At 48.4% G+C, this 23,165-nt stretch carries 21 protein-coding genes and 3 tRNA genes; 3 read left to right on the forward strand and 21 right to left on the reverse strand.

What is annotated here, in order from left to right; genetic code table 11:
* Positions 1 to 4: 4 nt before the first annotated feature.
* The 18 genes from glgD to ESZ91_RS11370 all read right to left on the reverse strand — a co-directional run bounded on the left by glgD (position 5) and on the right by ESZ91_RS11370 (position 18,019).
* Entirely contained in the window at positions 5 to 1,111 is a 1,107-nt protein-coding gene (glgD, locus tag ESZ91_RS11285; protein WP_129227352.1) for a glucose-1-phosphate adenylyltransferase subunit GlgD, read from the reverse strand.
* Between the two features lies 1 nt (position 1,112).
* Positions 1,113 to 2,315, reverse strand: a complete 1,203-nt coding sequence (locus ESZ91_RS11290) for a glucose-1-phosphate adenylyltransferase (RefSeq protein WP_129227354.1) — start codon at positions 2,313 to 2,315, stop codon at positions 1,113 to 1,115.
* A gap of 70 nt (positions 2,316 to 2,385) precedes the next feature.
* Entirely contained in the window at positions 2,386 to 4,263 is a 1,878-nt protein-coding gene (glgB, locus tag ESZ91_RS11295) for a 1,4-alpha-glucan branching protein GlgB (RefSeq protein WP_201270912.1), read from the reverse strand.
* 144 nt (positions 4,264 to 4,407) lie between these two features.
* Positions 4,408 to 6,108: a hypothetical protein gene (locus ESZ91_RS11300; RefSeq protein ID WP_129227358.1), complete on the reverse strand. Its 1,701-nt coding sequence runs from the start codon at positions 6,106 to 6,108 to the stop codon at positions 4,408 to 4,410.
* Positions 6,109 to 6,124: 16 nt separating this feature from the next.
* The gene (locus tag ESZ91_RS11305) at positions 6,125 to 7,561 is read right to left on the reverse strand and encodes an O-antigen ligase family protein (RefSeq protein ID WP_161971160.1); all 1,437 of its coding nucleotides are present in this window, start codon (positions 7,559 to 7,561) and stop codon (positions 6,125 to 6,127) included.
* Positions 7,562 to 7,853: 292 nt separating this feature from the next.
* Positions 7,854 to 7,938 (reverse strand) — tRNA-Leu (locus tag ESZ91_RS11310).
* Positions 7,939 to 7,979: 41 nt separating this feature from the next.
* Positions 7,980 to 8,537, reverse strand: coding sequence for a lytic transglycosylase domain-containing protein (locus tag ESZ91_RS11315; RefSeq protein WP_161971161.1), 558 nt, complete (start codon positions 8,535 to 8,537; stop codon positions 7,980 to 7,982).
* Positions 8,515 to 9,102 carry a dephospho-CoA kinase gene (coaE, locus tag ESZ91_RS11320; RefSeq protein WP_161971162.1) on the reverse strand — a complete coding sequence of 196 codons (588 nt, stop codon included), beginning with the start codon at positions 9,100 to 9,102 and terminating at the stop codon, positions 8,515 to 8,517. Before coaE ends, ESZ91_RS11315 begins: the two co-directional genes overlap by 23 nt.
* The gene (polA, locus tag ESZ91_RS11325) at positions 9,089 to 11,656 is read right to left on the reverse strand and encodes a DNA polymerase I (protein ID WP_129227366.1); all 2,568 of its coding nucleotides are present in this window, start codon (positions 11,654 to 11,656) and stop codon (positions 9,089 to 9,091) included. Before polA ends, coaE begins: the two co-directional genes overlap by 14 nt.
* 105 nt (positions 11,657 to 11,761) lie before the next feature.
* Positions 11,762 to 12,169, reverse strand: coding sequence for a DUF4870 domain-containing protein (locus ESZ91_RS11330; protein ID WP_129227368.1), 408 nt, complete (start codon positions 12,167 to 12,169; stop codon positions 11,762 to 11,764).
* A 100-nt stretch (positions 12,170 to 12,269) separates the two neighbouring features.
* Positions 12,270 to 12,566: an L-rhamnose mutarotase gene (locus ESZ91_RS11335; protein WP_129227371.1), complete on the reverse strand. Its 297-nt coding sequence runs from the start codon at positions 12,564 to 12,566 to the stop codon at positions 12,270 to 12,272.
* A 156-nt stretch (positions 12,567 to 12,722) separates the two neighbouring features.
* Positions 12,723 to 12,809, reverse strand: a tRNA-Leu gene (locus ESZ91_RS11340).
* Positions 12,810 to 12,922: 113 nt separating this feature from the next.
* A complete protein-coding gene (spo0A, locus tag ESZ91_RS11345) occupies positions 12,923 to 13,699 on the reverse strand; it encodes a sporulation transcription factor Spo0A (RefSeq protein ID WP_129227373.1) in 777 nt (258 codons plus the stop codon).
* A gap of 202 nt (positions 13,700 to 13,901) precedes the next feature.
* Entirely contained in the window at positions 13,902 to 14,696 is a 795-nt protein-coding gene (locus tag ESZ91_RS11350) for a prolipoprotein diacylglyceryl transferase (protein ID WP_129227375.1), read from the reverse strand.
* Positions 14,697 to 14,705: 9 nt separating this feature from the next.
* Entirely contained in the window at positions 14,706 to 16,283 is a 1,578-nt protein-coding gene (locus ESZ91_RS11355) for an ABC-F family ATP-binding cassette domain-containing protein (RefSeq protein ID WP_129227377.1), read from the reverse strand.
* Positions 16,284 to 16,385: 102 nt separating this feature from the next.
* On the reverse strand, positions 16,386 to 16,559 hold the full coding sequence (locus tag ESZ91_RS11360) for a TA system antitoxin ParD family protein (RefSeq protein ID WP_129227379.1): 174 nt from the start codon (positions 16,557 to 16,559) through the stop codon (positions 16,386 to 16,388).
* A 17-nt stretch (positions 16,560 to 16,576) separates the two neighbouring features.
* Positions 16,577 to 17,500, reverse strand: coding sequence for an SPFH domain-containing protein (locus tag ESZ91_RS11365; protein ID WP_129227381.1), 924 nt, complete (start codon positions 17,498 to 17,500; stop codon positions 16,577 to 16,579).
* 93 nt (positions 17,501 to 17,593) lie between these two features.
* Positions 17,594 to 18,019 (reverse strand): DUF523 domain-containing protein, encoded by a 426-nt coding sequence (locus ESZ91_RS11370; RefSeq protein ID WP_129227383.1) that lies wholly within the window; start codon positions 18,017 to 18,019, stop codon positions 17,594 to 17,596.
* Between the two features lie 244 nt (positions 18,020 to 18,263).
* Between ESZ91_RS11370 and ESZ91_RS11375 the strand changes: the two genes are divergently transcribed.
* The gene (locus ESZ91_RS11375) at positions 18,264 to 19,724 is read left to right on the forward strand and encodes a uracil-xanthine permease family protein (protein ID WP_129227386.1); all 1,461 of its coding nucleotides are present in this window, start codon (positions 18,264 to 18,266) and stop codon (positions 19,722 to 19,724) included.
* Between the two features lie 130 nt (positions 19,725 to 19,854).
* A complete protein-coding gene (gene upp / locus ESZ91_RS11380) occupies positions 19,855 to 20,484 on the forward strand; it encodes a uracil phosphoribosyltransferase (protein WP_407923393.1) in 630 nt (209 codons plus the stop codon).
* A gap of 37 nt (positions 20,485 to 20,521) precedes the next feature.
* Here upp and ESZ91_RS11385 read toward each other — a convergent pair whose 3' ends face one another.
* The 3 genes from ESZ91_RS11385 to proC all read right to left on the reverse strand — a co-directional run bounded on the left by ESZ91_RS11385 (position 20,522) and on the right by proC (position 22,883).
* Entirely contained in the window at positions 20,522 to 21,559 is a 1,038-nt protein-coding gene (locus tag ESZ91_RS11385) for a TVP38/TMEM64 family protein (protein ID WP_129227390.1), read from the reverse strand.
* A gap of 67 nt (positions 21,560 to 21,626) precedes the next feature.
* A complete protein-coding gene (rnhA, locus tag ESZ91_RS11390) occupies positions 21,627 to 22,067 on the reverse strand; it encodes a ribonuclease HI (RefSeq protein WP_129227392.1) in 441 nt (146 codons plus the stop codon).
* 3 nt (positions 22,068 to 22,070) lie between these two features.
* Positions 22,071 to 22,883, reverse strand: a complete 813-nt coding sequence (proC, locus tag ESZ91_RS11395; protein ID WP_129227394.1) for a pyrroline-5-carboxylate reductase — start codon at positions 22,881 to 22,883, stop codon at positions 22,071 to 22,073.
* 71 nt (positions 22,884 to 22,954) lie between these two features.
* On the opposite strand from proC, the gene ESZ91_RS11400 reads away from it, so the two are divergent.
* Positions 22,955 to 23,029, forward strand: a tRNA-Trp gene (locus tag ESZ91_RS11400).
* Positions 23,030 to 23,165 lie beyond the last annotated feature (136 nt).

The raw sequence follows: 23,165 nt of genomic DNA on the forward strand, positions 1-23,165 counted from the left end.
ATTTTTAAATCATCGAGCCTTTGGGAATGCAATACGGCTGCGCTTCGCAGCCCGAAAGCACCCTTCTGTCCCTTATCACGACATTTTTATCGGTGATCACGCAGTTCAAACTGACGTTGTCCCCGATGAGGTTATCCTGCATTACAATGGAATTTTTGATCACGCTGCCCTTTCCGACCTTCACGCCGCGGAACAGAATGCTGTTTTCCACCGTGCCCTCTACGATACAGCCGTCCGAAATGAGCGAATTTTTGATCTTGGAATTTTCGCCGTACTTGGAAGGCGCCGAATCGCGCACTTTGGTATAGATATCCCGCGCGCCGAACAATTCGTCGCGCAAGTTCTTATTTAAAAGTTCCATATTGTGTTTGAAATAGGAACCGATCGAATCGATGCTCGCGTGGTAGCCCTTAAAATCGTAAGCAAAAATTTTCAAACTCTTGAAGTTGCGCATGAGAATATCGCGTCGGAAACTGTTGAGCCCGCGCGCGACGGCGTCAAAGATAGTATTGATTAAAAACCGACGGTTCATAATCATAATATTGACATAAAATTTATTTTTGCCCGAAAGTTTCGCGTTTATTTTAATATCGCTCACCCGTCCGTCTTGGTCCGTTTTTACGGCGGTATAGCGGGCAGAATCGTCTATCTCCTCGTCGTGGCATACGAGCGTGATATCCGCCTTCTTCTTTTCGTGATATTCGATAACGTCGCTGAAATCCATGCGATATACGCCGTCGCAGTCGCAGAGAACTACGTATTCTTCATTGCGGCGGTTCAGAAATCCCATCGCGCCTTTGAGCGCTTCGAGGCGGTTGCGGTATAAAACGTCGTTTTCCTGCGCGCCGAAAGGCGGCAGCAGAATAAGCCCGCCCGTCTTTCTCGCCAGGTCCCAGTCCTTACCGCTGCCGAGATGGTCCATCAGCGACTGGTAGTTGCTTTTCGTGATGATCCCGACCGTAGTGATCCCGGAGTTGACCATATTGGATAACGCGAAATCGATCAGCCGATATCTTCCGCCGAACGGAACGGAGGCCATGGTGCGGCGGCGCGACAGTTCGGGAATATTTTCGTCGTGGATATTGGAAAAAATGATGCCGACTGCAGACATATCATTTACCTCCCTTCAAAACGTTTTTATCTACGATATTGCCGCCAGCAAGGATCGCGCCCTCTTCAACGACGATATTGCGGCCGAGTACGGCTATCCCCTTTTTGGAGGTCCGCTCTTCGCCGATCACGGCGCCGCGAGAAACCGTCACGTCCTCGTCGATGATGGCGTATGTAACGCGCGCATCTTCCTCGATGACAGTGCCGCTCATGATCACGCTGTCCTTGACGAACGCGCCCTTTTTCACGATCACGTTGCTCGACAGCAAAGAATTGATGACGGTACCCTCTATTTCGCAGCCGAGCGCGATCATCGAATTTTTAATGATCGCATCTTCCCCCACGTATTCGGGCGGCGCAAGCGGATTGCGCGAATGAATTTTCCAGTCCGAATTGGAAACGTCGAAGGCGGGGTCGTCGCCCAAAAGGTCCATGTTCGCTTCCCATAAAGAAGAGATCGTGCCTACGTCCTTCCAATAGCCGTCAAAACTGTACGCCACCATCTTTTCCCCTGCGGCGAGCATGGCGGGCAGAACGTCTTTCCCGAAATCTTTGGAGGACGAGGGATTGCTGTCGTCCTCTTCCAGATAGTCGTACAGTTTCTGCGCGGTAAAGATGTAGATCCCCATGGAAGCCAGCGTGCTTTTCGGCTGTTTGGGTTTTTCTTCGAACTCGTAAATGGTCCCGTCTTCGCGGGTGTTCAGAATCCCGAAACGGGAAGCCTCCTGCATGGTCACGTTGATGGCTGCGATCGTGCAACTCGCCACGTTTTCCACGTGCGCGCGCAGCATTTTGCTGTAATCCATTTTATAGATATGATCGCCCGAAAGAATGAGCACGTATTCGGGATTGTACATTTTGATAAAGTTGATATTCTGGTAAATGGCGTTGGCCGTACCCTCATACCAGGCGGATTTGGATTTTTTCTGATAAGGCGAAAGTACGTGCACGCCCCCGAAGGTGCGGTCAAGATCCCACGGCTGCCCGTTACCGATATATTCGTTGAGGACCAACGGCTGATACTGGGTGAGAACGCCCACCGTGTCGATCCCTGAATTGATGCAGTTCGAGAGCGGAAAATCGATGATCCTGTACTTTGCCCCGAACGGCACGGCAGGTTTTGCGATGTTATTCGTCAGCGCATACAACCTGCTTCCCTGCCCCCCCGCGAGGAGCATCGCAACACATTCTTTCTTTCTTTGCATAATAAACCCCCACAAAAATTTACGATATGATTCAATCTACAGCCGCATTTCCCGCGGTCTGCGCCCGTTTTTATTCCGTCTTTTGCAAATACAGGCAAGTCAGCGCGGGAACGTCGACAAGTATGGAATTTTCCCGTCCGTGGCTGATCTTTTTCGAAGTGGCGAACACGCGTTTCGAAAGCGCGCCTGCGCCGCCGTATTTCACGCTGTCGGTATTGAAAACGATCTTATATTTACCTTTGGGCACGCCCAGACGGTAATTTTCTGCCTTGACGCCCGAAAAATTTACGATGACCAGATACTGTTCTCCGCTCTTATCGCGGCGAAGATATGCGATGATATTGCGGTCGGCGTCGTCCGCAGCCATCCATTCGAACCCGTCCCACGAATCTTCTATCTCGTAAAATGCGGGCGTCTGGGCGTAGAACAGATTGAGTTCGCGGTTCATGAGCGCAAGTTTCGCGTGCATGGGATATTCTTCTAAGAAAAATTCCAGTCCCTCGCGGTAATCCCATTCTTTGAACTGCCCGAATTCGCTGCCCATGAACAGCAATTTTTTGCCTGGGTGCGACATCATATATCCCATAAACGCGCGCACGTTTGCAAACTTTTCTTCGTAACTGCCCGGCATTTTGTCAATGAGAGAACGCTTTCCGTGCACCACTTCGTCATGTGAAATGGGCAAAACAAAGTTTTCCGTAAACGCGTAAAACATGGAAAACGTCAACTTATTGTGATTGTAACTGCGAAAATAAGGATCGGTCTGCATATACGACAGTACGTCGTTCATCCAGCCCATATTCCACTTAAAGTTGAAACCCAGACCGCCCACGTCCACAGGCTTGGTCACGAGCGGCCATGCGGTGGATTCTTCCGCGATCATCATTGCCTGCGGGTACTCCGAAAACACGGCGGCGTTGAGTTTCTGCAAAAACGCGATCGCTTCCAGATTTTTATTCTCGCCGTAGATATTCGGGACCCACTCGCCGGGTTTTTTATCGTAATCGAGATAAAGCATCGATGCGACCGCATCTACGCGCAGCCCGTCGATATGATAACGGTCGAAATAAAACAACGCGTTGGATATCAGAAACGACAGAACCTCGTTGCGCCCGTAATCGAATACGCGTGTGCCCCAACTCTTATGCTCCATACGATCCCACTGCGGGCACTCGTATAAAGGCGCGCCGTCGAATTCGTACAACCCGTGCGCGTCTTTGGGAAAATGCGCGGGTACCCAGTCCAAAATCACGCCGATGCCGTTTTTGTGAAGCTCGTCCACAAGTTTCATAAAATCGTGCGGCGTACCCAACCGCGATGTGATCGCATAATAACCCGTGACCTGATATCCCCATGAACCGTCGTAGGGATATTCGCTCAGAGGCATAAACTCCACGTGCGTATAGCGCATCTCTTTCAGATACGGAATGAGTTCTGAGATCAGTTTACCGAAATCGAAATAATTCCCGTCCCCGTACTGCCGCCAGGATAAGGCGTTCAGTTCATATATATTCATGGGCGACGCATAGATATTCTTTTTTTTCAAAGAATCCCTGTACGCCTTGTCCGACCATTTGAAACCGTTCAGATCGTACACTTTCGACGCCGTCTTGGAAGGCGTTTCCGCATGGAACGCAAAGGGATCGGCTTTATACAGATATCGCCCGTCCTGCGCGCAGATACAATATTTGTAAACTTCGTAATTTTTGATATGAGGGATAAAAAGTTCGAACGTTTCCCCGTCCAACAGTCTGGTCATTACATGGGCCGCGGGATCCCAGCCGTTAAAATCTCCCACGACGGAAACAGACTTCGCGCGCGGCGCCCAGACGCGGAAAACAACGCCCTTCTTGCCGTCATCTCTGGCAGGGTGCGCGCCGAAAAACTCATAAGAGCGAACGTTCTTTCCGTTATGGAACAGAAACAAGGGAAATTCAACTTCCTGCATAGTCACCTCCATATTTCTACATTTTGTTGTATTCCTTATTCATTATACAATAAATTGTGTGCATTTTCAATAGTATAATGAAAATAATTTGATAAATTTTGACGATTATCGATATATAAATTCTACCAAAAAAGGGCACGAACGCTAAGCGTCCATGCCCTTTTTCTTTGCTTTTTCCATCTTTTCGATTTCTTTTTTGATTTCCGCCCGCGTGTATCTGAAAGCGCTCTTGCCGTAGAGGTTCACGATCTTCTCGTCCAGCCGAGAAAGTCCCGTCGCAATATAATCCCCCTCGCGCCCTTTCAACTTACAAAATATTTTTTTGACGAACACAATGTCCAGAGCCTCTTCCTTGGTTCCGCCGCAATAGACGTAGCAGGAAACGAAGATCTGTACGTAGTCGATGGTCACGCCGTCGATGCGGATATTGAAACTGTCGTACACGTAATCCGCGACGGACAAAAATTTTTCCAATTCGGGTACGGTCAATTTAAACTTTGCCGCGGAATCGGCAAAATCAAACATATCGTTGAGTTCGTCCGCGTGCATAAGCAGGCATTTGCAGCGCCGCGGGACAGAAATTTTTGCCCTGGTCCGCATGATACTCACGACGACGAAATCTTCCGCAACCTTTTTCGCGATTTCCGATTCCCGCTCGGAATCGCCCAAAATACCCAATATCCAGGTATTTTTACCGACGGCGACCGAGCCGTCCGAAAGTTTTTGCGGAAGTTTTCCGTTATATTGCCCCTTCTTGACGCGCAGAAGATTGAGCTGCGGATTCAGTGCGTTGCGGTACAACGTGTTCAGTACGGCGCCGAAATATTCGTAAATTTCCGCGGCGCCCATGTCTGTAAAGGATATCAGATTGACGCGCTCGGGCATATAAGCCGCCTCGTACAATTTTTCCACGAACGACGAGCACATGAACTGTCCCTCCCGTTCGCTGTAATAGCCCAAAACATCCGATTCGCTGTCCCATTCTTTCTGCACGGGGATAACACTTTGAACGCCGCTCAGATATTCCGTAAAAATACGGACAAACTGCAGGGGGGCTTCGCCTTCGCCCCGCAGAAATACCAGCCGCGACATCGCCATACCCGAAACGAAAGCGCGCACCGAACTGATATTGTAATTGATCGAATATTTCGAATAAGCATACTGCCGAAATCCTTCCGTCAGATCTTTCAAAGACAGTACGTTGCACGCGGGAAGTTTAACGGGCTTGGCGTCCGCGTATTTTTTATCGATCTCCGTCAACGAAGGAAATATCGAGCGTTTGGGAGTTTCCGTTTCCACCTCGTCGAGGTCGGTCAACTCGTCGTCCACGGGAAAAGAAAATTTTTCTTTGACGATGCGCGAATGAATAAACGCGATCAACGTGCACACGAGGAAAAACGCCGCCGCGGCAATGATAAAAAACACGAAGAAAAAAGCGTAGATGATGGAAAGTTCCAAAAAATCATACGGCTCCATTCCCAAAAAAAACAGACTTCCTACAAATACGACGGTAAATAGCAATATTATGACAAAATAGTAGAGCCGTAAATTGAATTTCCGATTTTGAATGCGGAAATATAACCCCAACGTGCGGGAATACAGCATAGCGAAAAACAAAGCGAGCACGTCCAAGTAAGTTATGCAAAAACAGGCGAACCCTTTCGCCGAAAAATCTATGCGCTCGATGCCCACTTTCTCGATAAACCTGCTTAAAAAGTTATTATTGAGAAAGGGACTCCTCAGATTATTCTCGCCGTCAATGAGCATCAGGGCGGCAACGCCGATAACAGAGGCGAAAAACACGGTGGCGGCCAATAAATTTTTATACGAACGGAATATTTTCATTTCGCATCCCCTTGCGTCATAAAACTTGTTCTTTCAGTTTCTCAGGAGTATTTTCAAAATCCCGTTCTGCCACCGCAAACAGCATGGAGTAGACGAGCGCGGGAAAAACGTGAAAAATATGGTTATCCAAAAGGCTCATCACGCTGAGCACAAAGACGACGAAAAAGTAGAACAGACGCTCTATGCTGAAACGCCTGAACATGAGCACAACTCCCTGCGCCACATGAAAAATATAGGCGAGAATACCGACGACGCCGCAAGAGGCGATCATCTGTATGATCGTGTTATGATACATATCGGGGAAAAACCAGTTTTCGATATTGTAAGACCAGTCGGGCGCGATCGGCGTATAAAATCCTACGCCGAATATCGGCGCTTTCAGGAAATTGAGCAAGCCGTTTTTCCATATCTGAAAACGCGACGAGTCGTCGAACCCCTTATCGATATAATGTTCGAAAAGTTCGACGAGTTTGTCCGCAAACACGATGCAGAAAATTATGCCGCAAGCGATCAATACGATATTGAAGATACGCACCATTTTGACGTGCCGTCCCCGAATGCTCATCAAGATCATGATCGCGACGAGCGCGACGCCGCCGACCAAAAGCGAGGTACGGCTCAGGGTGAGAGCCACGCCCAACAAAACGACGAAACCGAACGCATAATAAAGGCCGCTTTTCCAGCCTGCATCCGCTTTGTAAGAAAGATAAAAACAGGCTGGCATAAACATTGCGAGCATTCCGCCCACGTTGTTGCTCAGTCCCCATCCGAGATTGAGAATATGTTTGTTGATGGTGCCGTTTTCGATCACACCGTCGAAAATCAGCATTTCGGCGAGTTGGATCAGAATGACGCCGCAGGCAACGATGAGAATTTTCGCGACGTAAATGCCCGTTTCCTTGTTCCATTCCAGCGTATTATAAAAATAGATATAGAAAAAGACGAAGGATACCGCCAACGCGATCCCTAACAGCAAATCGTAATAATGATAACCTTTATAAAAAATGCCGTTTAGAACGAGCGCCGCGCCGAAAGCGATCGTGCCCCAAAGGGCGATCGCTTTGCTCTTGAAAATATTTTTCTGTCCTTTATAAACGATCATTCGGAACACGAACGCCGCCGCAATGAAAGCCAATAAAACGCCCATTGTCGCCAAGACGGAGGTGCGATACAGATAATCGGAGTTATACGGGTATTGCGGCGTATGTTTCTGGCTCACGCTGTAAACGACGAGCACGAGCGGCGCGATCAGCGGTTTTGAATCTTTGCTGAAAATCGCCGTGAAAACGACGACGATCGCCGTCAAAACAAAAAAAGCCACTTCCAACCCTGTAAACGAGCATATAAGCGCCAACGCCGCGTAGATCAAAGGATAAAGATTACCGTCAAAAAAACGCAGAATCTTCTCCATGACGGGTTGTGACTGTATCTTTTGAATTTTTTCGTATATCATGCAAACTCCTCGAATCGTATCCATAGAATGAAATACCGTATCAGTATATAGTAATCGCGACGATCTGTCAAGGGAAAGCGCCGATCACAGCACTTTCCGCATAGGTAGCGTTTTCGCCTCGAAGGCGCGCGACAATTTTTGGATATTTATCATAAGCACCAGTATAAAACAATCATCGGTCTAAGTCAAGAAATTTCACTTTATTGCCTGAATTGTGCCTGAAAACAAAAAACCACAACATATAGCGTTTTTAAAGTCTTAAAAACATACTATATATCGTGGTTTTACTGTTTGGTGTGAAGAATGGGACTTGAACCCACACGGATTTCTCCATACGCCCCTCAAACGTACGCGTCTGCCAATTCCGCCATCCTCACAAGCAGTATTTATTATACCTTATCCGCAGAGAAAAGTCAAGTTAAAAATAAAAGAATTTATAGTAATTATAAAATTTTTTAACCCGCTTTACGTATTGCCTTGTTTCCTGAAAAGGAATATCCGTCAGCGTTTCGCCGTTGTCGCTGTATCGGGGGTCGCAAAGCCATGCGTTCACGCGCCCCTCCCCGGCATTGTAAGCAGCAAGGATTTCCGAAAGCGTGGAAAAGCGCTGCCTGAGATATACGAGATACAGAACGCCCGTACGGATATTGCTCTCCGCGTCGTACAGATCCGGAGCGTGCTCTTTCCCTGCCAGACGAGATATATAATTTGCCGTTTCGGGCCGCAACTGCATGAGCCCGATCGCGCCCGAGCGACTCATCGCGTCTTCGTCGAAACCGCTCTCGCAACGAATGACGGCATATACGAGATCGCTATCCAAACCGCACTCGGCAGCGTATCGTTCCACGAACTGCGAATATTTTTTCGGCAAATATAAAAAGTAGAACGCGAGCGCCGTACTCGCCGCCAATACGACGGCACAGGACAAACTGATCCAGACGATCCACACTCTTCTATTTGTTTTCGAATTTTTCAAGCACACTACCAACCTTTTCCCGCAGTTTGGCGAGATCTCCGTCGTTATATAGTACAGTATGCTCAAAAATAGATTTATTTTCATAATCGAACTGATTTTTTATTCTGCGTTCGACTTCTTCTTCCGAAAGCCCGTCCCGTACGGCGACTGCGCCGATACGCGCGTTTTTTTCCCGCAGCACGACGATCACACCGTCGAAGTCCTTTTGATAGCCGCCCTCAAACAGAAGCGGCACTTCCGCAAACACAGGATCGGACAAGGCTTTTTCCATGCGCGCATATAATTTGCGCATGATGGCGGGATGCGTGATCTTTTCCAACGCCCGCAGACGTTCTTTCTCGCGAAAGACGGCGGCGGACAATTTTTTACGGTCGGGCAAACCGTTTGTCGCGCAGTCGGGAAACTCGCGCAGTATCTCACGGACAACATTCGGCTCTTCATAGATCTCATGCGCGATCAGATCGCAGGAAAAGACATCGTATCCCCGCTCGGCGATGAGCCGCGCGACGGTGGATTTTCCGCTCCCGATCCCGCCCGTGATCGCGATTTTTTTATTTTGCCTCATACCAGTTTTTCCCTTCGTGCACTTCCGCGACCAACGGGACGCGCAGTTCGGCGGCATGCTCCATTTCGTATTTCAAAATTTCCGCGACTTTCTCTTTTTCGGAAATCAGCGCATCGATGACCAGTTCGTCGTGCACCTGCATAATGAGTTTAGAGCGCAGCCCTTCCCGCTTCAGACGGTCATAAATGCGGATCATCGCCACTTTGATGATGTCGGCGCTGCTGCCTTGCAACGGCATATTCATCGCCGCCCGCTCACCGAACGAACGGATATTGAAATTGGCCGATTTGATCTCGTTGATCACGCGTTTGCGCCCCAAAATCGTCGTAACATAGCCGTGTTCTTTGGCGAAAGCGACGTTGGTATCCATATAATTCTTCACGTCGGAATACGTTTCGAAATATTTTTTGATATACTCTCCCGCACGTTTGGGCGAAATGCCGAGATTCTTCGCCAGCCCGAAATCGCTGATACCGTATATAATGCCGAAATTCACCGCTTTCGCGCTCCGACGCATATGCGAATCGACCGTTTCCAGCGGCACATCGAATACCTGCGATGCGGTCAGGGCATGGATATCGTCGCCGCGGTTATAGGCTTCGATCAGTTCTTTGCAACCCGAGAAATGCGCGAGAAGGCGCAGTTCTATCTGAGAATAGTCGGCATCCAGTAAAATATGTTCGCCGTCCGACGCAAGGAAAAGTTTGCGGAGTTCGCGCCCCTCTTCGTCCCTTACGGGAATATTCTGCAAGTTCGGATTGGTGCTCGACAGCCTTCCCGTGGAAGTCTGTATCTGGTTGTAATTTGTATGGACGCGCTGCGTTGCAGCATGAATGAGCGGACGAAAACCGTCGATATAGGTGGAAAGCAATTTCTGGATCCGCCTGTAACGGAGAATATCACGGACGATCGCATGCTCGTCCGCCAATTTTTCCAAAATATCCGCGCTCGTGGAATACTTGCCGCCCTTGCTCTTTTTGGGCGAAGGGATCTGCAGATCGTCGAATAAAACTTTCCCCAACTGCGCAGGCGAGTTCAGATTGAATTTTTCGCCTGCCTGCTCATAGATATCTTCGGTGATTTTTTCCGCCTCTTCACGATACTTTTTCTCGAAAACCGCGGAAGTGCCCACGTCCACTTTCACGCCCGCAACTTCCATATCGAACAAAACGTCGCTCAAAGGGAGTTCCACGTCGCGGTACAGCGAGATCAAGCCGTCTTTTTCGAGATTCGCGTAAAAAATGTCATGCAACAAAAAAATATTCTGCGCATGCGTTTCGGGCGGCAAGCCGTACGATTGTTCGGCAAGGGACAGATCGTCGTCCTTACCCGTATAGTCGGTCAGATATTTCAAAATAGAAACATCCTCCGCGCGGCAAAGAAGATCTATGCCGTATTGCCGCAAGCGGTGCTGCATATTCTTCTTTCCGTATAAAAATAAACGGCGTTCCCGTTCGCCGCATATGACCTTTAAAATTTCTACGATTTCGGTTTCGTCCAGCCCGTCGTCCAGAAGATTGGCTTTTATGCGCGCGGTATATTCGATGCCTCCGAAGTAAAAAGCAAAACTTACGCCGTTCGAATAGACCGCGATCTCGGGTTCCCGCATAACGCTTTCGATGAATGCCGCGGAGTCATGAATGCGGACGACCTCCGCTCTTTTGCATTCGGATTTTTCCGCGGAGCAGACCTCCCCTTCGGCAAAAATATCCATGCGCATGATAGAGGAAAATTCCAGACGGAAACAAATCTCTTTCGCTTCGGCGGGAAACGGCAGACAAATCCTGCAATCTTCGAGATCTACGGAAATATCCGCATCCGTGTCGATGCGCGCAAGCGTTTGCGAAAGATACGCCATCTCCCTGCCCGATTCCAGTTTGCTCTGTACGGCGGGCCTGTTTTCCGCCGCATGCGCAAAAATATTATCGAGATTATCGTACTGCTGAATAAGCGAGATCGCGGTCTTTTCCCCGATGCCCGCAACGCCCGGAATATTATCCGAACTGTCGCCCATCAGCGCCTTGATATCCACGACCTGCCGAGGTTCGTAACCGATCAGTTCCTTGAAATTTTTTTCCGTTAGTTTCAACAGTTCGCTCACGCCCGTCTTGGTAATATAGACGTCCGTGCGCGAATTGACGAGTTGATAAGAATCGCGGTCGCCGGTAATGATGATGCTGTGTACCCTGTCTTCGAATTTTCTGGAAAGCGTCCCGATCAGATCGTCCGCTTCGTATCCTTCCTTTTCGCACATACGGATATTTAAGGCGGACAGCAAAGATTTCATAATGGGCATCTGCGCGGCAAGTTCGTCGGGCATGGGTTTGCGGGTGCCCTTGTAATTCTCGAACATTTTATGCCGAAAAGTCGGCGCTTTCAGATCGAAAGCGACCACCATATATGCAGGCTTGATGTCCGAAATAATTTTTAAAAGCAGTTTCGTAAACCCGAAAACACCGTTGGTGGGCACGCCTTCCCGCGTCGTCAAAAGTTTTGTGGCATAGAATGCGCGGTTGATCAGGCTGTTACCGTCGATCAGGACTAATTTTTCCATAAATACCTCTTTTACGTATTGCAAAAATTTTACCACAAATCCCGATAAATTGCAATAGCCTGATTGCAAATAAAGAGCCCCCGAGTATTTTCGGGGGCTCGTTTACTATTTAAGCAAATTGATCTTGCCTATGACGGGTAAAGGATTCTTTTCTTCGCGAACGACATTTAAGATGCCGAGGATACATAAAACCAGCATCAAGACGCCATACACCGAAGTTAGAACGTACATCACTACAGATAAAAACGGGATCACGCTCAAAACGCCGAGCACCACCTCTCCGATCACGGCCGTGAGAAATAAAACAAGCGCCTGATTCGCATGGTATTTTGCAAATTCGTCGTTGGAATAAACGATCAGCGGCAAAAAGAATAATAACCCGCAAGGCACATACCCGAGCGCGCAAATCAACTTATACGCCGTTTTGTCGTCGGAAGCAGGAGCCTGCGCGTTCTTCTCGTTCCGGTCTTCGTTCTTTGTTTCCTGTTCGTTGCGATTATCATTTTCATCCATAATTTGCAACCTCCTTAAATTAACTGTATTGTAGCACCGAAATACAAAACCGTCAAATCTTTTACCATACTATGAGCGAATAAAAATATTCGTCACACTTTTATTTCAGTTCGAATACCTTTTGCGGTTTACAGTCGAACATGGACATGATCGGATCCATGGAAATATTCCAACGTTTGACAACTTCGCTTTCCGCCTGATAATCCAGGGCGTATTTTGCCCCTTTTTCGCATTCGTAATACCCGAACAAACTATTTCCGTCCAGCCAAATGGTATAATTGCAGATACCCGCCGCTTTCAGAGTTTCGACCATCTCAGGCCAGATCTCGTCATGGCGTTTTATATATTCTTTCACCATGCCCTCTTTAATGACCGCACGCCAGGTTACTTTCTCCATATAAAAATAGGCCTCCCGATTGATTTATACCGATATTATATCACAAGGCGAATTTAAATGCAATCGCCAGCCCTCAAGCAAACTATATAATTTGGGAAAATTAAAAACAAGATACCCTTGCGGTTATAACCCGCAAGGGTATCTTGTTTAAATCTATGGTGCCGCTGGTCGGACTCGAACCGACACGGTATCGCTACCACTGGATTTTGAGTCCAGCGCGTCTGCCAATTTCACCACAGCGGCGTGAATTGAAATCAACGGTATGATTATATAATAAATTAAAAAAAAATGCAAGCAATTTTATCTCGTTTTTATAAGAAAAAGGAGGTTGGGTCAACCTCCTTTTCTTTTCAAAATCAAGCGTTCACGATTCCTTCCAAAATCAGTTTATCCGCTACGAGTGCGATAAATTCGCTGTTGGTGGGTTTTTCCGTTCCGATATAGACGCGGACGCCGAATATCGCGTTGATCGCATCAATCCTGCCGCGGTTCCAGGCCACTTCAATCGCATGGCGGATAGCGCGTTCTACTTTACTGGGCGTTGTGTCGAAATGGTTTGCGATTTTCGGGTACAATTCTTTGGTCACGTTATTGATGATATTGGGCTCTGCGACCGCATACTTGATGCCTTCTCGCAGATAATTATATCCCTTGATATGCGGAGGAATGCCGATAGAGATAAAAATATTGCTGATCTTCTCGTCCAACGACGCGGTGCTTTTCTTTTCCCGGATAGAAATATTTTTACCCGCCGCAGAATAATCATTTTTTAAAAGTTCCATGATCCGCGCCGCAGCGACTTCGGGCGCAAAGGGTTTGATCAGATAGTATTTCGCACCCTTGCTCATCGCAGTCGATACGATCTCTTCGTTCGCAAAATTCCCCATGACGATCACGCTGTACTTTTTGCCGCTTTCGCGCAGTTTGTCCAACACGGTAAAGCCGTCGATCCCTTTCAAGATCAGGCTTAAAAGAATAACATCGGGATTGGTGTTTTGAATCATGTCCACTCCCGCGATCCCATCATCACTAACCCCACAAACGTTCAAATCGGTGTTTTCTGCAAAGAACTGTTTGAGTTCTTGTGCAAATTGCTCGTTGCTTTCCAAAATGGCAACATTGGCGTGCAACATATTCTACTCCTCCACTTTTAATATATTATTCTCGGTCACGAACGAACCTTACATATTATAACTCAAAGTTTTGTAAAAGTGAAGTGTTTTTTGTAAAATAATAAAAAATAATTTATACAACTTATGACGAAATTGTAAAGTATATGTCGAAAAATGGCATATACTCAAAAAAATAACAATTTCCGTCGAAAAACAGGACAACTTACGTTTTCTTTATTTTCTTTCGGATTACGGGTACAAGCAGATACGCGATCCCTGCCAAAATGAGGATGAGCGCGGTCAACTGCGAAGGCGTAAGCAGTTTAAAGAGCGTTTCGCCGCGGTCGTCCGCGCGGAAAAATTCGATGATGAAACGCCATACGCCGTAGCCGATCGTATAGACGGGGAAATTATACTTTTTCCCTTTCCAAGCCAAATAGAACATGAGCGCGCCGAGCGCAAACAAAAACAGCGCTTCAAATAATTGCAAAGGCACGACTTTCTTCCAGACTTCGTGGCCGCCCGCATCCGTATACATATACTGATTGATCCCGTACCAGGCATCCGTTTCGTGCCCGTGGCAGCACCCCGCAGTGAGGCAGCCGATGCGGCCGAATCCGTGCGCGACGGCAACACAGCAAACGCCGATCTGCAAAAACATAGAAAAATATTTTTTATTGTCGTCGTTTTTGAGGATAAGTTTGCCGCCCAAAAAATAAATGAGCAGCATGATGCCCGCCCCGCCGATCAGTCCGCCGTAGAAAGTCGCGCCGGTACTCCCGTTTATCACGAACTTTCCCGTTTCGAAAGCGTTATAAACTCCTTGAAACAGCACGGCAAAACAGTACCCTACGACGACGGAGATCACCGCGCCGATCAAAACGAGATTCTGCAATCCCGCAGGGAACTTATTTTTGTCGGCAAGAATGCGGAAAACCACAAGCGCCGCGATCACGCCGAGCGTGATAAAGAGCACGTACAGGTTGAACCCGTCGAATAAAAAATCGTAAGGGTACATAATCCTCCTCTATCCGTTGAGCGAATCCAAATATTCGTCATACGTGATATTCTTATCATAAGTTTTGGTACCGTTGATTTCAATGATACGGTTTGCGACCGTATTCATCAATTCCTGGTCATGCGAAGTAAAGAGCATGCAGCCTTTAAAGTTATTCATTCCGTTATTGAGCGAGGTAATGGATTCGAGGTCGAGATGGTTGGTCGGCTCGTCCAGAATCAAAAAATTGCTGCCTTCGAGCATCATTTTGGCCAGCATACAGCGCACCTTTTCACCGCCCGAAAGCACTTTTGCTTTTTTGAGCGCCTCTTCGCCCGAAAATAACATTCTGCCCAGCCAGCCGCGCAGATATTCTTCGTAATTGTCGTTGGAATACTGGCTGAGCCATTCCACCAACGTCAGATCGCAACCGTCGAAAAACTCGTTGTTATTCTGCGGCAGCACGGATAGGCTGATCGTCTTTCCCCAGCGTATCGTGCCCTCGTCGGGCTGCACTTTGCCGGTGAGAACGTCGAACAACATGGTGACCGTCGTAGACTTATCGCTGATAAAACCGATCTTGTCGTTTTTCTGCACGATGAAACTCACGTCTTCAAAATAGCCTTGTTTGGTCAGACCTTCGACCATCAGAATATCGTTGCCGATCTCGCGTTCGAATTTGAAATCAATAAAAGGATATTTGCGGAGAGAAGGTTTAATATCGTTGAGCGTAAGTTTTTCCAGTTCTTTTTTACGCGAAGTCGCCTGCTTGGATTTGGAGGCGTTCGCCGCGAAACGGGCGATAAAATCCTGCAACTCTTTGGCGCGCTGTTCCATCTTTTTATTCTGGTCGCGCATCTGGCGGGAGATCAGCTGGCTAGTCTGATACCAGAAATCGTAGTTGCCGAGGAACAGGTTGATCTTGCCGTAGTCGACGTCGCAGATGTGCGTACAGACTTTATTGAGAAAATGGCGGTTGTGCGAAACGATGATGATGGTGTTTTCGAACTCCATCAAATAATTTTCCAGCCAGCGCACCGTCTTGATATCCAAATTGTTTGTCGGCTCGTCCAACAAAAGAAGGTCGGGATTTCCGAACAGCGCTTGCGCCAAAAGTACTTTTACTTTCTTTTTCGCGTCCAGTTCTCCCATCAAAACATAGTGATCTTCGTTCGGAATATCCAACTCGTTGAGAAGCATTTCCGCCTCGCTCTCGGCCTCCCAGCCGTTCAGTTCGGCAAATTCGCTTTCCAGTTCGGAAGCGCGCAAGCCGTCTTCTTCCGAAAAATCCGCTTTCGAATAGAGCGCGTCCTTTTCGTCCATGATCTCGACCAGCCGCTTGTGTCCGAGCATGACGGTACGGACCACGGTCTGCGTGTCGAACGCGTTCTGGTTCTGCATCAGAACGGACATCCTTTCGTTTTTATCCAGACTGACCTCGCCCTTATTGGGTTCAATCTCGCCCGAAAGCACCTTCAAAAACGTGGATTTTCCCGCGCCGTTGGCGCCGATGATGCCGTAACAATTCCCTTTGGTGAACTTTATATTGACGTCTTCGAATAATTTTTTACTGCCGTATTGCAAACTTACGTTGGTTACCTGTAACATATCTGCCCTCGAAATTTTTATCAGATCCCATTATAACATAAAAATTTACATATCACAAACATTTTCAACGGAAAACGCACGGCTAAATGCCGTGCGCTCTCTTTATTCGTCGGATATGTTTTTCTTTCTTCGGGTTTTCACGCACTCGTGCAACAAATACTCGATCTGCCCGTTGATCGAACGATATTCGTCGTCGGCCCAGCGCGACAACTCATCGTATAACTGCGCGGAGATCCGCAGCGGTATTTGTTTTTTTGCGTTTTTGTTCTCCTCCATCTCTATTAGGCCCCGATTTAGTAAATAGAACCGCTGTTCACGATGGGCTGGGCGTCCTTATTTCCGCAGAGCACGACCAAAAGATTGGAAACCATGGCGGCCTTTCTTTCTTCGTCCAATTCCACGACGCCGTTTTCGCTGAGTTTGCGGAGCGCCATTTCTACCATTCCCACCGCGCCGTCCACGATCTTCTGGCGCGCGGCTATGATCGCCGACGCCTGCTGGCGCTGCAACATGGCAGCCGCGATCTCGGGCGCATACGCAAGGTGCGCGATGCGCGCTTCCATGATCTCGATGCCCGCCATTTCCACGCGTCCCTGCAATTCTTTTTTCAGAATCTCCGCGATCTCCTGCGAAGAGCCGCGAAGCGACTTTTCATCCCCGTCCGACGCCACGTCGTAAGGATATTGGCGCGCGACCTGACGGATCGCCGCGTCGCACTGCGTGGAAATATAAGATACGTAATTATCCACGCAGAATACCGCACGGGCGGTGTTCGTGATTTTCCAGATAACGACCACGCCGATCTCGATGGGGTTTCCCTCTTCGTCGTTGACTTTTTGTTTGTCGTTATTCAACGTCATCGCTTTCAGCGATAATTTTTTGCCGCCCACGGTGATCTGTCCCGCCGCGGGGTTGACCGCGGAACAAAAGGGATTGATCCAGAAAAAACCTTCGTGTTTCAAGGTCCCGTAGTATTTGCCGAACAAGGTCAGAACGAGAGCCTCGTTGGGCCCCACGACTTTCATGCCGTTGATAAAAACGAGCGCCAGTACGACAAGAATCGCGCCGCCGATTGCAAGGACGACGCTGACCGCGCCCTCTCTCTGCACGCCGAACGCGAACAACGCGATGCCGCCTGCGACCATGATCAGGCTGATGAAAAGCATCAGCCAACCGCTCTTTGCCTGCAAAACTTTTTCATCGATCTGTTTTTCCATAATACCCTCCTGTTTTCGATATCATTTTGATATCATCATTATATCTTATCACGATTATTTTGTCAAATAAAAAAGCGGGGCAGTTCCCGCTTTTTATATATTTTCTATTTCGTCTTCCGTGTAGACGGGTATACCGTTGTCAAGCAAAAGTTGCGCGGTCACTCCGTTGCCGCTCACCTTCGCGCCCGTAAACGAACCGTCGTAGATCACGCCTTTCCCGCAGGAAGGACTTTTCGCTTTCAAAACGGCGAACGCCGCGCCTTCCCGCAGCGCAGTAGCAAGAGCCGCTTGCGCGCCCGCCTCGTATTCGCGCGTCACGTCCCTGCCGTCCCTGGCGATCACCTTTTCTCCGAGGCGTTCCGCGGGCTGACGGGGCGTCGGCAATCCTCCGTCCTGTTCGGGACACACGCCGACGAGAGTATATCGGGCTTTCAACGCCAAAACGCGCTCGTTTTTACAGTTATCGCCGCAATAGCGGCAGTTCTCGCCCAGCAGGCATTTACTGACCAAAATCTTCATTTCGACTCTCCGAATTTATGATTTTATTTATTGTAAACGATTTCAAAAAAAAAAGCAACGAAATGTCGAAAAAGTTTTGACAATGTCGAAAAAATATGCTATCCTAAAATAAATAGAAAATCTTTAATTACGATACAGAGATATCGGCAAGATTTGAATTAAAACGACCGTATTATTATGCCTTGCCGTACTCTGTCTTCGGCAAGGTTTTTTATTTGCAATTTTATACGCCAAGGAGAAGGATATGAAACTTATTTACGGCATTGAAGCCAAACCGCCCATAGGCAAATCTCTTCTGTTCGCTTTTCAGCAAATGATCGCCATCATGGCGGCTACCCTGCTCGTCCCCATGCTGATGTCGGGAATGAAGACGCACGACGGCGCTTCGCTCGTCTTTGACCCCGCTGCCGCGCTGTTCGGCGCAGGTATCGGAACGATCGTATATCTTCTCTTTACAAAAAGAAAAAGCCCTGTGTTTTTGGGAAGTTCATTCACCTTCCTCGGCGCGTACGAAGCGGTCATCGGACAGAATTACGGCTATTGGGGCGTCATCATCGGAATTTGTTTCGCGGGATTGGTTTATGTAGCCATCGCGCTCATCGTTAAAGCGGTCGGTTCCGGCTGGGTCAATAAACTCCTGCCCGCAGTCATCATCGGACCTATCGTCGCGCTCATCGGTCTCAGCCTGTCGGGTACGGCGACGAGTTGGGTATCCACGAACGGCGGGACGACTTACAATCTGCTTTCTATTCTCTGCGGCCTCGTCACTTTCCTTGTGATCGTTCTTGCCTCGGTAAAAGGCGGTAAGACGATGAAACTGATCCCTTTTATCATAGGAATCGGCGCCGGATATCTTCTCGCTCTGATATTTACGGTCATCGGCAAGATCGCGAACGTAGAATATATGCAACTTCTGAATTTCCAGCCCTTTATCGACACGTTCGGCGATTTCAGGTTCACGAGTATTTTCGATTATCCTAAATTCACTTTCTTAAAAGCGATCCAGTCGGGCGGCGAATATCCCATCGACGGCGTTGCGGTCGCGAATATCGCGCTTATCTTTATTCCCATCGGTATCGTGGAATTGGCGCAGCATATCGCCGATCATAAAAATCTTTCCTCTATCGTGGACAGGGATCTGATCACCAATCCCGGTTTGGACAAGACTCTCCTCGGCGACGGCATCGGCTCCATCGTGGGCGGATTCTTCGGCGGCGCGGCGAACACCACCTACGGCGAATCCATCGGCTGTGTGGCGATCACCAAAAACGCCTCGATCGTGACCATTCTCTATGCGGCGATCGGCTGCGTGCTGCTCTCTTTCTTTACCCCGTTCGTGACCGTTATCAATTCCATCCCCAAATGCGTCATGGGCGGCGCCTGCATCGCCTTGTACGGGTTTATTGCGGTCAGCGGCTTGCAAATGCTCAAACAGGTGGATCTCAACGACAGTAAAAATCTCTTCGTCGTCAGCGCGATCCTCGTTATCGGAATAGGCGGCTTGACCCTCGATTTCGGTTTCAACAAACTGACCGGCGGCCCCCTCTTTCAGATCACGGCGCTCGCAACCGCGCTCATCGTCGGGCTTCTCACCAATCTGCTCGTTCACATCGGTAACCATAATGATCAGAATCCTTCGGGAGATCTGTTGTCAGAAAGCATAGGCGACGAGGAAATGCTCAGCGAATTTGAAGAACAAGAATAAGAGAACAGGCCGAGAAAATTTCTCGGCCTGAAATTTTTTGCGCTAATTTCGGTCAACGGCTTGTCAAGAAAAGAAAAATGGTGTAAACTGTTTAAAAATACTGAAAGGATAAATCTCTATGGAAAACTTTTTGAAGAACGTAACGATTTTCGACCACCCGCTCATCGCGCATAAAATCACTCATCTTTGCGACGTAACGACCGGGACCAAGGAATTCAGAGAAATCGTGAGCGAAATCGCGATGCTGATGGGATATGAGGCGTTCCGCGACCTTCCCACGGAAGAAATCGAAATCCAGGCCCCCCTTTCGAAATTCAAATCCAAGATCGTGACCGAAAAAATAACCATCGTTCCCATTCTCCGTGCGGGACTCGGTATGGTGGACGGTTTAACGGAACTCTTCCCAAAGGCGCGCGTCGGACATATCGGACTGTACAGGGACGAAGAGACGCTCCGCCCCGTGGAATACTACTGCAAACTCCCCAAGGATGCGCAGGACGGGCAAGTTATCGTCGTGGATCCCGCGCTCGCCACGGGCGGCAGCGCAGCGGCGGCGATCGACTTTATCAAACAGCGCGGATATACGCGCATAAAATTGCTTTCGCTGATCGCCTCTCCTCAGGGGGTGAAAAAAGTCGCAGAGGCTCATCCCGATGTAAAAATTTATATCGCGCATTACGCGGATGCGCCGCTTAACGAAAAGGGTTATATCATGACCGCATTCGGCGACGCGGGCGACCGAATATTCGGAACGAAATAATAAAAAAGACGCTTTGAAAAAGCGTCTTTTTTTATTTCTATTCGTCATGTTTGTGCGGCACGTCGCCCACGATCTTGGACTCGCCCGCGGATTTTTTTTCGGAAGGAAGTTTTTCTTCTTCGATTTCACCTACGATCTTCTCGCCTTTTTTGCGTTTGCGCAACGAATCGAATTTATTGAGAAACCAACGCTCGATCTTATCTCCTTTCTTATACAGGAAGATAAACAAAACGATCACTGCGACGCCTATAATCGCCCACGATAAAAGACCCCACCAGGTATTGTACGGAATAATACTGCCGTTGAGCGAATAACTCGTCATCACGATTCCCAATGCCCTTGTGATCAGTATCATGATGATAAAAAAAGGCCATGTCATCGTGGAAAGCCCCGCGACGAAACACAGAACGTCATCGGGAAACATTGGAAGAAGGAACATTGCGGTGAGCACCGCCTTATCCTTACCCTTGATCTTCAAAAGCCACGAATCGAGCGTCTCTTTTCCCACGAGCCATGCGGCGGCGCGATAACCGAGAACTTTGCCGATAAAGAAACCGACCAGCGAGCCGAGAACGATGCCGATATAACTGTAAATGATACATTCGAGCGGCCCGAACAGAGCCACGCCCGCCCCCACGGTGACCACGGAGGGAATGGGTAGGACGACGACCTGTAAAAACTGGATCACGATAAAACAAATAGGCGCCCAGACGCCCGTCTGTTCGATCCATAGCCGCAGATCGTCCACACTGTCGATCTTATCCAACACGCCCGTGACCTGCAATATATACACCCCGAGCAGGAATACGGCGGCAAGCCCCAGCGCCGTGAGCAGAAGTTTATACACGGCCTCTTTATTCGTCAGAAAAAAGGCAAAACAAAGCCCCGTACAGATCACTTCCGCTGCAACCAGAGAAGACGTGATCACGGTATTGTATTTGTAGAGCACGCCGCTTTTGAAATAGCGCATGCACAGAATCGTAAAGACGATCGAAATTGCGCCGAAAAGTACGATCGACGCGGTTGTAATCCATTTTTTCGCTTTTTTATTCACGATAGCCGTTAAATGCTCCATATACCTTATTATATATAATATTAACAAAGAATATTAAATAAAACGATAAGATATAATTAATTTTTCGTTATATTTGTAAATTTTTGATCGCCGCACGCGCCAGTTCGTCGCAGCGGTTATTATATGCGTTGTCGGCGTGTCCCTTGACTTTGATAAACCGTACTTCATGCGATTCGGTCAGATCGTACAGTCTTTGCCACAGATCGCTGTTGGCGACTTCTTTGCCGTCCGCCTTGCGCCAGCCGTTGCGGATCCAGCCTTCCAGCCAATTTTGCGTAAAGGCGTTCACCGTATAAGCCGAATCGCTGTATATGTTGACGCGGCACTTTTCTTTCAGACACTCCAATCCCGCGATCACCGCATAAATTTCCATGCGGTTGTTGGTCGTAAGAGGTTCGCCCCCGCTGATTTCTTTTTCCAGCCCTTTGTAAATAAGGATGGCTCCGTATCCGCCCGCTCCGGGATTACCCGAACAGGCGCCGTCCGTATAAAGTTCCACTTGTTTCATAGACTACTCGGACAATTCCTCCGCGCGTCTGACGCAAGCGGAAACGGCGCGGTCGATCACTCCTTCCAGATCGTCTTTTTCAAAAGATTCGACCGCCTGTATCGTAGTACCGCCTTTACTGCATACCGCCGAAACCAACTCACGCAGCGTCTTATCCTGCGAATGCGCGACCATTTCCGCGCCGCCCGCCACGGTGGAAACCGCCAGCGTTTTCGCTTCGTCTTCCGTCAGCCCCTGCCTGATTCCGGCCTTTACGAGTCCTTCGATGAAGAGATACACGTAAGCGGGGCCGCTTCCGCTGATGCCCGTCACCGCGTTGAGTTTATCCTCTTTGATCAAAAGCAGATTGCCGATATTATTGAAAATCGAACTGATAAACTCGCAGTCGTCGGCAGAAGATGAAAATTCGGAAAGGTCGAGCGCGGTCATGCCCTCGCCCACCGAACAGGGAAGGTTAGGCATTGCGCGCGCGATGCGGATACCGCTGCCGAACAGCGCGTCGCGGATCTTATCTTTTTTCACGCCCGCCATAATGCTGATCACCTTTTCGACGGGAATCCCGTGCAAAGACTTCGCAACGTCCAAGAAATTCTGCGGTTTGACCGCAAACAGTACATATTCGCAGTTCTCCGCTACGTCTCTGCAATCGGTGGTCGTGTTTACGTCGAGATATTCCAAACTATCGAGCGCTTTTTGCGACACGTCCGCGACAAGGACTTTTCTGGCACGCAAAAAATCGGACAGAATAGCGCCCTTCAGAATAGCCTGTGCCATAAAGCCGCCGCCGATCACGCCGAGTTTAAACTGTTTTTTCATACAAAACTCCTTTTATAATGCGAAAATTGTTTGACTAAAATGAAATTATGTTATATAATTAGAAGGCTTTTAGGGGAGTGGCTCAATGGTAGAGTAGCGGTCTCCAAAACCGTAGGTTGCGTGTTCGAATCGCGTCTCCCCTGCCACGGCTCTCAAATCACGATAATTTGTGGTTTGAGAGTTTTTTTATACAAGAAAATGCAAACTTTTTATGACTCTTGTCTTTTTATTTTATATCAACAGTCCGAAAAAGTCAATCAAACGAAGAATGCAACCTTAATC

Origin of the sequence: Candidatus Borkfalkia ceftriaxoniphila, assembly GCF_004134775.1 — a bacterium.
GTDB classification, from domain to species: Bacteria; Bacillota; Clostridia; order Christensenellales; family Borkfalkiaceae; genus Borkfalkia; species Borkfalkia ceftriaxoniphila.

What these genes read in the sequence shown, in the direction of transcription:
- glgD (WP_129227352.1), bottom strand. Translation starts at nt 1,111, where the DNA reads ATGTCTGCAGTCGGCATCATTTTTTCCAATATCCACGACGAAAATATT.
- ESZ91_RS11290 (WP_129227354.1), bottom strand. Translation starts at nt 2,315, where the DNA reads ATGCAAAGAAAGAAAGAATGTGTTGCGATGCTCCTCGCGGGGGGGCAG.
- glgB (WP_201270912.1), bottom strand. Translation starts at nt 4,263, where the DNA reads ATGCAGGAAGTTGAATTTCCCTTGTTTCTGTTCCATAACGGAAAGAAC.
- ESZ91_RS11300 (WP_129227358.1), bottom strand. Translation starts at nt 6,108, where the DNA reads ATGAAAATATTCCGTTCGTATAAAAATTTATTGGCCGCCACCGTGTTT.
- ESZ91_RS11305 (WP_161971160.1), bottom strand. Translation starts at nt 7,561, where the DNA reads ATGATATACGAAAAAATTCAAAAGATACAGTCACAACCCGTCATGGAG.
- coaE (WP_161971162.1), bottom strand. Translation starts at nt 9,102, where the DNA reads ATGAGGCAAAATAAAAAAATCGCGATCACGGGCGGGATCGGGAGCGGA.
- polA (WP_129227366.1), bottom strand. Translation starts at nt 11,656, where the DNA reads ATGGAAAAATTAGTCCTGATCGACGGTAACAGCCTGATCAACCGCGCA.
- ESZ91_RS11330 (WP_129227368.1), bottom strand. Translation starts at nt 12,169, where the DNA reads ATGGATGAAAATGATAATCGCAACGAACAGGAAACAAAGAACGAAGAC.
- ESZ91_RS11335 (WP_129227371.1), bottom strand. Translation starts at nt 12,566, where the DNA reads ATGGAGAAAGTAACCTGGCGTGCGGTCATTAAAGAGGGCATGGTGAAA.
- spo0A (WP_129227373.1), bottom strand. Translation starts at nt 13,699, where the DNA reads ATGTTGCACGCCAATGTTGCCATTTTGGAAAGCAACGAGCAATTTGCA.
- ESZ91_RS11350 (WP_129227375.1), bottom strand. Translation starts at nt 14,696, where the DNA reads ATGTACCCTTACGATTTTTTATTCGACGGGTTCAACCTGTACGTGCTC.
- ESZ91_RS11355 (WP_129227377.1), bottom strand. Translation starts at nt 16,283, where the DNA reads ATGTTACAGGTAACCAACGTAAGTTTGCAATACGGCAGTAAAAAATTA.
- ESZ91_RS11360 (WP_129227379.1), bottom strand. Translation starts at nt 16,559, where the DNA reads ATGGAGGAGAACAAAAACGCAAAAAAACAAATACCGCTGCGGATCTCC.
- ESZ91_RS11365 (WP_129227381.1), bottom strand. Translation starts at nt 17,500, where the DNA reads ATGGAAAAACAGATCGATGAAAAAGTTTTGCAGGCAAAGAGCGGTTGG.
- ESZ91_RS11370 (WP_129227383.1), bottom strand. Translation starts at nt 18,019, where the DNA reads ATGAAGATTTTGGTCAGTAAATGCCTGCTGGGCGAGAACTGCCGCTAT.
- ESZ91_RS11375 (WP_129227386.1), top strand. Translation starts at nt 18,264, where the DNA reads ATGAAACTTATTTACGGCATTGAAGCCAAACCGCCCATAGGCAAATCT.
- ESZ91_RS11385 (WP_129227390.1), bottom strand. Translation starts at nt 21,559, where the DNA reads ATGGAGCATTTAACGGCTATCGTGAATAAAAAAGCGAAAAAATGGATT.
- rnhA (WP_129227392.1), bottom strand. Translation starts at nt 22,067, where the DNA reads ATGAAACAAGTGGAACTTTATACGGACGGCGCCTGTTCGGGTAATCCC.
- proC (WP_129227394.1), bottom strand. Translation starts at nt 22,883, where the DNA reads ATGAAAAAACAGTTTAAACTCGGCGTGATCGGCGGCGGCTTTATGGCA.